Origin of the sequence: Segatella oulorum F0390 (assembly GCF_000224615.1) — a bacterium.
In the GTDB taxonomy this organism is placed as follows: Bacteria; Bacteroidota; Bacteroidia; order Bacteroidales; family Bacteroidaceae; genus Prevotella; species Prevotella oulorum.
In genome coordinates, this window is record NZ_JH114216.1 from 6,191 (window position 1) to 17,286 (window position 11,096).

General features: G+C 50.9%; 9 protein-coding genes. 3 read left to right on the forward strand and 6 right to left on the reverse strand.

What is annotated here, in order from left to right; translation table 11 throughout:
• Window positions 1-1,194: 1,194 nt before the first annotated feature.
• Window positions 1,195-2,595, reverse strand: a complete 1,401-nt coding sequence (locus HMPREF9431_RS06540) for a threonine/serine exporter family protein (protein ID WP_040561266.1) — start codon at window positions 2,593-2,595, stop codon at window positions 1,195-1,197.
• A gap of 198 nt (window positions 2,596-2,793) precedes the next feature.
• Here HMPREF9431_RS06540 and HMPREF9431_RS06545 point away from each other — a divergent pair, with 198 nt between their 5' ends.
• Both HMPREF9431_RS06545 and HMPREF9431_RS06550 read left to right on the forward strand, forming a co-directional pair.
• The gene (locus tag HMPREF9431_RS06545) at window positions 2,794-4,041 is read left to right on the forward strand and encodes a D-alanyl-D-alanine carboxypeptidase/D-alanyl-D-alanine-endopeptidase (protein ID WP_004380402.1); all 1,248 of its coding nucleotides are present in this window, start codon (window positions 2,794-2,796) and stop codon (window positions 4,039-4,041) included.
• Window positions 4,042-4,219: 178 nt separating this feature from the next.
• Window positions 4,220-6,055 (forward strand): sulfatase-like hydrolase/transferase, encoded by a 1,836-nt coding sequence (locus HMPREF9431_RS06550; RefSeq protein ID WP_004380403.1) that lies wholly within the window; start codon window positions 4,220-4,222, stop codon window positions 6,053-6,055.
• Window positions 6,056-6,162: 107 nt separating this feature from the next.
• Here HMPREF9431_RS06550 and HMPREF9431_RS06555 read toward each other — a convergent pair whose 3' ends face one another.
• From HMPREF9431_RS06555 to HMPREF9431_RS06565, 4 genes are all read right to left on the reverse strand, one after another.
• Window positions 6,163-6,435 (reverse strand): Txe/YoeB family addiction module toxin, encoded by a 273-nt coding sequence (locus HMPREF9431_RS06555; protein WP_004380404.1) that lies wholly within the window; start codon window positions 6,433-6,435, stop codon window positions 6,163-6,165.
• Window positions 6,428-6,700, reverse strand: coding sequence for a type II toxin-antitoxin system Phd/YefM family antitoxin (locus HMPREF9431_RS06560; protein WP_004380405.1), 273 nt, complete (start codon window positions 6,698-6,700; stop codon window positions 6,428-6,430). Before HMPREF9431_RS06560 ends, HMPREF9431_RS06555 begins: the two co-directional genes overlap by 8 nt.
• A 607-nt stretch (window positions 6,701-7,307) precedes the next feature.
• Window positions 7,308-7,649 (reverse strand): hypothetical protein, encoded by a 342-nt coding sequence (locus HMPREF9431_RS13240; protein ID WP_196794576.1) that lies wholly within the window; start codon window positions 7,647-7,649, stop codon window positions 7,308-7,310.
• A 479-nt stretch (window positions 7,650-8,128) separates the two neighbouring features.
• A complete protein-coding gene (locus HMPREF9431_RS06565; RefSeq protein ID WP_004380408.1) occupies window positions 8,129-9,031 on the reverse strand; it encodes a DUF6261 family protein in 903 nt (300 codons plus the stop codon).
• Window positions 9,032-9,409: 378 nt separating this feature from the next.
• On the opposite strand from HMPREF9431_RS06565, the gene HMPREF9431_RS12940 reads away from it, so the two are divergent.
• The gene (locus HMPREF9431_RS12940) at window positions 9,410-9,556 is read left to right on the forward strand and encodes a hypothetical protein (RefSeq protein WP_155812980.1); all 147 of its coding nucleotides are present in this window, start codon (window positions 9,410-9,412) and stop codon (window positions 9,554-9,556) included.
• Here HMPREF9431_RS12940 and HMPREF9431_RS06575 read toward each other — a convergent pair.
• A partial coding sequence (locus tag HMPREF9431_RS06575) for a hypothetical protein (RefSeq protein ID WP_004380410.1) occupies window positions 9,553-11,096 on the reverse strand: 1,544 nt, incomplete at its 5' end. The two genes, HMPREF9431_RS12940 and HMPREF9431_RS06575, sit on opposite strands and share 4 nt — an antisense overlap.

Consider the following 11,096-nt stretch of genomic DNA (forward strand, 5'->3'; position numbering starts at 1 on the left):
TAGATGTCTGCTGAGAATACCATGGGGTATTAGTCTTACTTTCGCAAGGTTATTCCCCTGTAATGGGCAGGTTGGATACGCGTTACTCACCCGTGCGCCGGTCGACGCCTGAGAGAGCAAGCTCTCTCATCGTTTCCCCTCGACTTGCATGTGTTAAGCCTGTAGCTAGCGTTCATCCTGAGCCAGGATCAAACTCTCCATTGTAAAATATCTATTTTCTGCCCACTAAACCGAAACATTAAAAATAAGCCCGGAATAGAAAGGCATGAGTCTATCTGATTCAGAACAACATCCTTCGCTTTATTGAAGTCTTCACCTGTACGTCTCAAAGAATACCATCTTCTGACGGTTCGTTCTTTTTACCCAAGCACTCATCTCGAAAACAAGACAAGCACTCGCTTCTTGTACTACTTCTCTGTCTATGAAAATCTTGTCAAAGATCGCTCTCTTTATTCCTCACGCCCGTTTCAACAGGCGCAGAAAACGCTACTTGAGAACCTTCGTCCTCAAAAGCGAGTGCAAAGGTAATACAAATCTAAACAAACACCAAAACTTTTTCAAAGAAAATTCAAAAATAAATTATCTTTTTCGATTTACACAACAAAACAGAGAGAAATTGCGTGGCACTTCCACACTAAACTTATACCCCAATCGGGCTAAAGAGACTATCTAAGCCTACTCCTTACCTTATTATATATAAAGGGGTCATCATGATATATAAAGGAGTCATCGCATTATCAGTCAACCAACCTCTCCTCTAATCGCCCTCCTATCGCCATAATCACAAAAAGAAACCCTACCAAAGTGATGCTATTTACCCTGCAATCTCGCCCACTTTACGACATTATCTCCACCATATTACTCAGCAAACTACCCTTATTTTAAGATTGCCCTATTCATATTTTTGTCAATACTGCTATGCCCCTTACCTATATTCTTTCCAAAAATCAAATATGTAAGCAACCTTTATGTGCCCCGTTTGCCGATATAACCGCGACTCATGAACCCCATGAAACAGGCAAACTCCATTACCCGTATTCTCTTTATATCGCGCATGTTTTGCAAGCTCTTGCTTAATCTTACAAGACTACCTCTGCGAAACAGTCGACAAGCCATGTGCAACAGCACCATTAAGAAGTTTACAATCAAAAGTGGGCTGCATCAAAACAGCCTACAAGTTGTGCTGCAAAGGCTTTAAACGGACGCGCCTTCCTTCTCTAATTGCAACCGATTGCGCTCGTTGAGTGAGTCGATGAGCCGTTGTTTACGCTTGTTGGCCATCAACCGATGCACGAAGATATGGGGCAAGGCCACACCTAAGGCGATACAAAGAATCACCAAAGAAGCCTTGATGAGATTATTCAAACCGAAGAGCACTTGGTCGACCGAGCCATCCATCTCGATGAAAGCGAAGAGTGCCCGATACATAAACACACCCGGAACCATGGGAATGACGCTGGGAATAGAGAGACATTGATGGGGCGTGTGATACCAGTGTTGTGCACGGGTGATAATCAAACTAATGAGCACCGAGCCTGCCAACGAACCAATGATGATGCCTTGGTCAAGGCCAATGTTGCCGTTGCTATCGCCCAGATTGACAAAGTTTCGGGTGCAGACAGCAATAATTCCGCCTAAGGCAATGGGCAAAAGCAAGCGCTTGGGCGTGCTGTAAATCATCGAAAAGCCCATGGCTGAGATCGCAGCAGCGATGGCAAACTCCCAATAAGAATGGTGGGGTATCATCGAAAGGTCGGTGACAAAGTTGTTGATGCCGCAAATCTTAATGGCCAAAGCAATGCCAAACGACATCGAACCCACAATCAACAAGGTGTTTGTGGCACGTGTGATGCCGGTCTCAATATGCCCATCGAGCATGTCGCTTACAAAGTTAATGAGCGGCACACCGGGCACAATAAAGAGCGCACAAGCCAACAACGGATGCCAAGGTGTGCCCGAATGGAGGAACTGAGGTGTATAGGCGGCGAACGAACCTACCGACAACAACGAGAAAAGCCATGCGATCATGGTGGCTACAAAGGCCGAGATGCCCGTGCCGGCATACACATTCATGCCGCGCTTTCCCAAATACATTTTCAATCGAAAGCCCAAGATAGCGGCGATAGATGCATAGAAAAACGAGACCCAATCACATCCAAACTGAATGCAGAAACCACCACAAGCAAAGCCACTTCCGATGGCTACCTGCCAAGGTGTGTAGCGATTTCGCTTCATTCCCAATTCGCTCAGCACCGCCTCATATTCGTCTAAGGTCATATCTTCGGCAATGCTGCGCCACGAAAGTCGGCTCACCTCCGAGATAACCGCCATGTCGATGATATGCTTTTTGCAATGGCGGAAGTTGGTATAAGAATGGGTGTCGTCGTGATAATTCACCATGAGAATGGTGTAGTTGACATACAAATGCAGATGTTCGCTGCGCAAACCCAAATAAGCTATGGTGCGTTTCAACGTGCGCATGATGCGCGTTGTGTCGGCTGAGCACTCCATCAACAAACAACCTGTTCGCAAAAGGAGGTCTAATTTGCGATTAACGACCTCCGCGCTATCCCTTAAAACAAATTTGTCATCCATACGTTTACAATTCTGCTGCAAAGATAACATTTTTCCGCGGAATAAGTTTCGCCGTCGCATGGCAAACACATTTTTTCTTCGTTACCACCCCACCGTCCCGCATTTCTCATTCTTTAACGCTCGCCAGCGGCTTTCATTGCCCACGCATCCACTGCTTTGAAAAAAAGCATTACCTTTGCAACACAACTCAAAACAGAAATGATGAAACTAAAAATAATCGTCCCTGCCCTGCTCGGCGCCATGGCTTTAACGCTGACATGCGGCGCATGCGGAGGAGGAAAAAGCAACGACAAGCAAAACAAACCGGCCGCTGTGCCTAAAGATATCGCCGTAGATCAGCAGCTCAGAACGCGCCTTGAGGCCTTTGCTGAAGACATGAAGCTGCGCGGTGTGTTTGGTTTTCAGGTGTATGACATCACAGCCAACAAGCCCGTTTATGGCTATCACGAGCACCGCACGCAACCTTCGGCTTCGTGTTTGAAACTGCTCACGGGCGTGGCGGGACTTCATTTCTTAGGTACCCACTACAACTATCGCACAGCCATCTTCATCAAAGGTCGGCAAGTGGGCGACACGTTGCAGGGCGATGTGAGTTTCAAAGCCGATTTAGATCCCATGCTGCAACCCGACGACCTCGATATGTTTGTGCAGGCGTTGCGCCGCAAAGGCATTCAAAACATTGCAGGAAAGCTCATCTTCGACCTCGTACTCACCGACCCTGTCACGAGCGAAGCCCATTGGTATCCGTGGGATTTGTCGTTTTCGCATTATGGACTGCTCTATAAAGGCGAGGCGAAAGTGAAACAAGCCTTGCAGCAAAGTCTTCGTCATGCAGGCATCATGGTGAGCGATGAGCAGATGGTTGTGGCCAAGACACCCGCCGGTTCGCATTGCCTGTTCCGCTTCTATCGTTCCATTGATCGCGTCATTCAGCGCATGTGGAAGAACAGTTCCAACACCCAAGCCACCTCCTTGCTCTACACCATCGGCCATTATTACGACCCCAAACAGGCGCCAGCCGAGGCGGGCTTGGCCTATCTGCGCCACTTCATGCGCAAGAATTTGCAGCTCAAAGACTCCGCACTCGTCATTCATGATGGCTGCGGTCTGTGCACGCACAACCAGCTTTCGCCCGACGCCTTGGTCATCATTCTACGCTATGGTTACGCCCATCCTGCCATCTACGGGCAGCTGCAGCGCAACCTTTCCATCGCAGGTGTCGACGGAACGCTGCACAGCTTGCTGCAAAGTGACAAGCTCAAGGGAAAAATTCATGGCAAAACGGGCACCCTCTCCCACCCCTATGGCATCAGTTCTTTGGCGGGTTACGCCACGGGCAGCAACGGCCATCTGCTGGCTTTTGCCATCATGGACCATCAGATGTCGGTGTTGGATGCGCGCGTGTTGCAACGAGAACTCTGCACGGTGCTCGTCGACAAGCCTTAGCCCCCAGGCAAATCGGTGCAGAAGGTGATTTCGATGGCTGCAAATGCAGTGCTTAACTCCTCACTAAACACCACCATATTAGCGCACATTTACGCACAGATTGCCACCCAATAGCGCACGTTTTCGGCCACAATATCGCTCATTTTACAAAAACGCTCAACACAAACAACATCACACCATGGTTCAAATCGACCACCTACAACATCAGCGCAAGGGCATCCTCTATTACTTTCTTTCCACCTTGGTGCTGGCACTGATGCTCTTTAGTTATATCTTCGGCACCACCATCATCAATGTGATGGACGTCACGGGCTGGACATTTTTCACCCTTTCGTGCCTCTCTCACGCAGCCATCCTGCTGCTGCCGGCGCTCCTCGGCTATGCCTTGCTGGCACGATTGCGCCACCCTCGTCTCGCCACCAGCTGGTTTGTTGCCCTCGTTGCGCTGCTCATGGTGGTGCTGATGCTCAACCGACAGGTTTATCAGCTCTATCGGTTCCACATCAACGGCATCATCCTCAACATGTTTTTTGGTAGCGGTGCCAGTGAAATCTTCAATTTCGACAGCGCCGTGCTGCTCAAAGAAGGGGGCATTCTGCTGCTCTTCGTGGCTGCGGCCGTAGCGCTTTGGCGACTCGTTCCCACGCTGGTGCGACGCGTAAATCGGCGCCAGCTGTGGTCAGGAGCAGGCCTGTTGCTGTTGGCAACGCTTGTGGCCAATGCCCTTTATGTCTACGGTTCGTTCTTTCAACAACCTGCGGTGACCAAGTCGAAAACGCTCATTCCCTATTATTTTCCACTCTCGGCAACACGTGCCCTCGAAAGCATGGGCTTCAAACAACCCATAACGCCCACGGCCGACGCGCGCAGTTCCTCGGACTTTTGCTATCCGCTTCACCCCTTGAAAGTTCAGAATGCCCAACGCCCCAACATTGTTTTTCTCTTCATCGACTCGTGGAACAAGCGCACGCTGACGCCCGAAACGATGCCCCATGTCTACCGCTTGGCCACCGAAAGTCAATGGTATGACAATCATTTCAGCTGCAGCAATGGCACGCGCACCTCTATCTTCGGGCTCTTCTTCAGCGTGCCCGGCCACTATTGGGAGAGCTTTGTGCCGAGCCATGTCAGCCCGGTTTTCATCGATGAACTGCTGGCCGAAGGCTATCAACTGCGCATCCATGGCAGCGCAACGCTCGTCGATCCGCCCTTTGCCAACGCGATATTCCAACGCGTTCCCCACCTGCAAATCAGCACACCTGGCGCCACAACCTACGACCGTGACCGCCGCATCACCACCGACTTCATCCGTGAGTTGCCGACACTCAAGCGGCAAGCGCCGTTCTTTGCCTTCCTGTTCTACGACCTTGCCCACAGCTTTGAATATCCCAAAAAGCTGCCCAAGAAGTTCACGCCTTCGTGGGATTACGCCGACTACACACGACTCAGCAACGACACCGACCCCACACCCTTCTTCAACCTCTATCGTAATTGCTGCTGGCAGATTGACCAGATGATTGGCGAAGTCATTGCGCAACTCAAACAAGAAGGCCTCTACGACAATACCATCATCGTAGTTTCAGGCGACCACGCACAGGAGTTCAACGAAAACAAAAAGAACTTTTGGGGCCACAACGGCAATTTCTCGCCGTGGCAGATTGGCGTGCCGCTGCTCTACAAAGCGCCCAACACAAAGCCGCAGAAGCTCCATTACCGCACCACCCACTACGACATCATCCCCACACTGATGCACAATGCACTCGGCGTCACCAACCCCATCGGCGACTACAGCGTGGGCCATTTGCTCACCGACCGCCAACCACGCCGCTGGCACATGGTGGGTTCCGACCTCAACTACGGTTTCATCATCGGCGGCGACACCATCATCACGAAGCAACCCGATGGCACCATGGATGTCACCGACAGCCACCTCAACCCCATTCCCAACTTCCACATCAACCCACGCCAATTCAATGAGGCCATCCAACGCGCCAACCGGTTCTTCAAAAAATAACACATTTGGGGCGGACATGCACTGCGCACATCCGCCCCAAATGCTATTTCAAAATCATTGATGCAAAGAATCGTTCTCGCCCTCCTCAAGGGGCACACCCACTTGCATCACTTGTCTGCATAATGTCCATAGGCGGTTAAGATGATTACTTTCACACAACTATCAATAATCTCATAAACCAAACGATGCTTATTGCTAATCCGCCGCGACCAAACCGAAGCGCTCATCCCTTTCAAAGGTTCAGGATGCCCCGTGCCCGTCATAGGATGTTGGCGCAACTCCTCCAACAATTTTTCTACCTTTTTAAAGCTCGCCGGTTCGGATTTCCTCAACTTAGCCAGCCCAACCAAAGCTGTTTCAGAGAATTCAATTTCAAACATGTTGTGTGCCTTCAACGCGTTTTAAAAAATCAGTCAGCGTCTCGTCAGCATCCATCTTATAGGTTCGACCCGCTTCCACATCCGCAAGCGCCTTGTCTATCTGCGCATAAAAATCTTCTTCATCTGGCAATGCAGCACCATCCGAAACCTTCGTCAGCTTAAAAGCCTCGCCCTTGCGCATAATCAACAACTCCAAACCCTTTGCCACCTTGTCCAAATAGCTTTTCGGGTTGGCGCTGAACTCTTGTAAACTAATTGTTTCCATACCCTTTCCTCTTTAATTTCGCAGCAAAGATAAATAAGAATGGCGATATAACCAAATAAAGCACATCCCATTTGATGCGCCACCATCACAAATCAAACTTCTCTGTGACGGTGTGCCCCTACCGCGTAGCGGTTATACTTTCGATAGCCCACGCCAACCGCACGGTGTGCCCATACCCCACCGTATTGCACATTCGATAGCTCCAAACCACGCGGTGTGTCATTACCCCATCGGGGTTATACTTTCGATAGCGCAGGGTTGGCAAGTGCAACGCAGCCTACCCTGGGTAACAATGCAAGCAAGGAGGCTACCCCCTTGGGGGTTGTACTTTTTCTCATCGCACATCATTACCACACGCGGCGAATGGATTATTCGCGAATGATTTCCCCCACACGAAAATTGATTTTAAAAAGTACAATGCCGATGGCATAGGTTCCCCTCAACAACTTTACCCAGGGTAGCCTCCTATCGTCGGCAACCCTGGGCTATCAAAAGTACAACACCGATGGTGTTGGTTCATGTGCACCGTTTTCCCAACAAACAAACACTCCCCCACGCGCAATCCCCCAAACGACATTAACCGTCCCACACGTAATCCACCCAAACGTCACCAACTGTCCGCGCGCAATCCACCCAAACGAAACTGTAGGGGCGGTGCCTGTGTGCCCGCCCGAACGTTCGCGTAGCGGCGTTTCCATACCAAGAATACACACATTGTGCGCGGGGATGAACGACGGATGCGCCCCTGCAGGGCGACGCGGGCGGGCACACAGGTACCGCCCCTACCAATCTCCACCATATTTTTCCACGCAATACCATACAAACAAAATAACCATTTACATGCAATCCACCAAAATGACATCAACCGTCCCACACGCAATCCTCCAAACGAAATCGTAGGGGCGGTGCCTGCGTGCCCGCCCGAACGTCCGCGTAGCGGCGTTTCCATACCAAGAACACACGCATTGTGTGCGGGGAATTGAACGATGGATGCGCCCCCGTGGAGCGACACGGGCGGGCACATAGGCACCGCCCCTACCCATCTCCATCATATTTTTCCACACAATCCCACACAAACAAAATAACCATTTGCACACAATCCCCCCAACGAAATCAACCGTCCATGTGCAATCCGTCCCTACCAATCTCCATCAAACCACGCGGTGTGCCATTACCCCATCGGGGTTATACTTTCGATAGCGCAGGGTTGGCAAGTGCAACGCAGCCTACCCTGGGTAACAATGCAAGCGAGAAGGCTACCCCCTTGGGGGTTGTACTCTTTCCACCACATTGCTTTTTATATCCTTCCCACACACATCGGGAGCGGGAATGCATCGCGCACTCCCGCCCCCATTCTTAAAATAAAAAAGTGTGTGTATGTTATGATTTGGGCGTCACCGTGGATGACGTCATTTGTTTTAAAACAAGTTATTCTTTGGGTGTCACCGTGGCATCGCCCTGACCTTTCCCGCCCGGTTTATCTTTGCCATCGCCACCATCGCCCGGCTTTACAGCATCACCGCCCGGCTTTTTGCCATCGGGCTTCTTCCCGCCGTCGCCGGGTTTCTTCCCATCGCCCGGTTTACCATCGCCCGGCTTACCATCGCCCGGCTTCTTATCATCCGCTTTCTTCTTTTTCGGCAGCACCTCGTGTTTGTAGCGGTCGATGTGCTCGTTGAGGAACTTGGCCAAGGCGTCGTAGTCGGTGGTGCCAGAGACCATGGCCAAGGCATTGACGAACTTCACAAGGTGGCGATAGGCGGCATCGGTGGCCAAACGTGCCTGGCGGAGTTCGCCGGCGGCAATGGCCGATTGTGCCGTGGTGCGGTCAACGATGAACGCTTCGACCTTGGCATTGGCCTCCTTCAGCGGCGCAACGAACAGCGTGAGTCCGAGCTTCGTCACCTGCGCGGCATATTTTGTTTCGAGGTCGGCGATGAAATTGTGCAGCAAGCCTGTCTCGCGATCCAACTGCATCTTGGGGTCGATACGATAATCCACCAAACATTGTTGCAACTCTTTTGCTGCCTGCGCCACATCGGGCATGGGCGCGTCCGTCAATCCCTTAATCGATTTGCGCAACCCACGGAAAATGTTGTCGCGCTTGTCGTCGGCCGCCTTGATGTCGTCGGTGATGAGACTCTTTTGCGAAATCACCAAACAGCGATCCTCCTCTTTCACCGCGGCCGCCAACGCCTCGATAGCCTTTTTCGCCGCAGCATTTGTGCTCAACGCCGTCTCCGCCGCGAAACGGTCGTTCACCACCTTCATAAACTCGTAGTGCGCGCCGTTGTTCATGCGCACTAAATCGATAGCTTGAATGTCTACCATAATTTGAATATTTTTTATGTGATTAATATAAAAATTACCTGTACCAAAGTGTTATTCCACTTTTTCGAACGCTCGCAGCGTTCCTGCAAATGCATTCCCGAACGGTTTGGTGCTTGCAGCGTTTCTGCAAATGCATTCCCGAACGGTTTGGCGCTTGCAGCATTTCTGCAAATGCATTCCCGAACGATTTGACGCTTGCAGCATTTCTGCAAATGTATTCCCGAACGGTTTGGTGCTTGCAGCATTTCTGCGAGCAAAAAACCTTTTGGTTTCGGGCTCGCAGCTTGCTTGCACGTGTTTGGAATGGTAGGGGCGGTGCCTGTGTGCCCGCCCGAACGTCCGCGCAGCGGCGTTTTCACCCGAAAATGATGTGCTGCCATGCGCAAACATATTGTTGCTACCTTCGCCTGCACCGCTAACGATGGATGCGCCCTTGTGGGGCGCGCTGGCCGGCACACAGGCACGGCCACTACCACGCTTGACGACCCCTTCGGCTGCATTTCTACAACACCACTCATCATTTAGAAATGAACGAAAGGTATAACATGGATATTGTATATATTTTTCATAATAACATACGTTCCTGGTTCATATACCGAAGTCATCAAATTATATGCGACAGGACCATACTTATAGTAGCCATTCGCGTCAGCTGTTGTGCTGGTCCAAAAGAAGCTATTCAGAAATATTGTACTCCCGACATTGGTGAAAGCATTCTTTAATTTTCTATATTTGCTTTTATCTATAGCTGACACTATTCCACTCCATCCCATGGATGAAGAAAGATTGACCGGGGTAAACTTTTTAAAAAGCTGCAATACTTCTCCGATAGCTGGTAGATACCATTTCCCTACGTTAGCACCTGTCACAGTAGTGAATGATGGACGATAGTGCCCGGCGGCATAAAACGCCGGATATTTTTCTTGCTCATTGGCACGCACCACATGGTCGGTTGTGCTGTTGGCATCCCATGTCCAATTATAGCCATTCAAATCATTCTGCCCAGAATAAAGGTCTGCATAAACCGTTTGATTGCGTTGGGTCTCGGCTGCAAGTCCGGTTTTTGCAGGGTCTTCCCAAAAAGCACTAAGACTTGCATCTTCTAACGCGCAGGCCGTTCCTTTTTGGTTCGTTGGCTCCCACTTCTGCTGAATAACGAGCCCGATGGGCGTATGCGTTCCTCGTCCGGCGTATACACGTGCCTTTCCGTCTTCAAACAGATAGAGCTGCCCTTTGACGTTGACATTGATGGTGATGCTTTGGTTGATAGCCCATTGGAAACCTGGGGGGTAAGTTCCCACACCGACCGTCTTGCCGACTAAGGACGCACCGCCAATGGTGCCGGCATTGAAGTGGATGGCATGGTTTGATAAGTCATCATGACTACTCAGCCCTGGCAACATATAGACGTAGTCTGATGTGTAGGTGGTGCCTGCTTGCGTCGTAACAGGCGCAACAGTCTTAAAGTTCAATGATCCAGACGTGCCAATATCACCATTGCCCGCATTGTTTAGAACGCCTGAATAAGCCGTATACCAATCGTGCATCCAATAATAAGGACCGAAAACCCCTCCCTCCAGATAAGCATCAATGGGCGTGTTCTCTGATAGAATATCCGACGTGATATTAAGGCGCACGCGGGCAGATTTGTGCTCCATGTTAAACACCACTTCGTAATCGTCGCCCGTTATCGTTGCCTGCACATGGCCAATCGTCGGGCTCTTGGTGAGCCAGTTGTCAACCACCAATCGGTTGTTCGGCTCATCATATACCACAGGCTCGCTGAAACAGGTAAAGTCATAGGTGCCGGGGTCGAGCAACAGTTTCTGACCGGCATCGGGGGTGAACACGCCGCCCGTCACGCTGCCCTCCAGTTTGCCTTGCAAGTCGTGGGTGGTGGGGTCGAAGGCGAGGATGGTATACTTGCCATCGCTGATGGGATCAACGGCGCGCGTTTTGCCGGTGGGCGCATCGGGAGTAACCGATACTTCGGCCTCCAAGCCGTCGCCCAAGTCAACGGTCGTCGGCTTCACGGATGCTGCGGCGCGTGTCACAGCCTGGTCGG

Excerpts from the sequence above, each read along its gene's own strand:
- HMPREF9431_RS06560 (WP_004380405.1), bottom strand. The coding sequence starts at position 6,700 with ATGGAAACAATTAGTTTACAAGAGTTCAGCGCCAACCCGAAAAGCTAT.
- HMPREF9431_RS06550 (WP_004380403.1), top strand. The coding sequence starts at position 4,220 with ATGGTTCAAATCGACCACCTACAACATCAGCGCAAGGGCATCCTCTAT.
- HMPREF9431_RS13240 (WP_196794576.1), bottom strand. The coding sequence starts at position 7,649 with ATGGAAACGCCGCTACGCGGACGTTCGGGCGGGCACGCAGGCACCGCC.
- HMPREF9431_RS12940 (WP_155812980.1), top strand. The coding sequence starts at position 9,410 with ATGCGCAAACATATTGTTGCTACCTTCGCCTGCACCGCTAACGATGGA.
- HMPREF9431_RS06545 (WP_004380402.1), top strand. The coding sequence starts at position 2,794 with ATGATGAAACTAAAAATAATCGTCCCTGCCCTGCTCGGCGCCATGGCT.
- HMPREF9431_RS06555 (WP_004380404.1), bottom strand. The coding sequence starts at position 6,435 with ATGTTTGAAATTGAATTCTCTGAAACAGCTTTGGTTGGGCTGGCTAAG.
- HMPREF9431_RS06540 (WP_040561266.1), bottom strand. The coding sequence starts at position 2,595 with ATGGATGACAAATTTGTTTTAAGGGATAGCGCGGAGGTCGTTAATCGC.
- HMPREF9431_RS06565 (WP_004380408.1), bottom strand. The coding sequence starts at position 9,031 with ATGGTAGACATTCAAGCTATCGATTTAGTGCGCATGAACAACGGCGCG.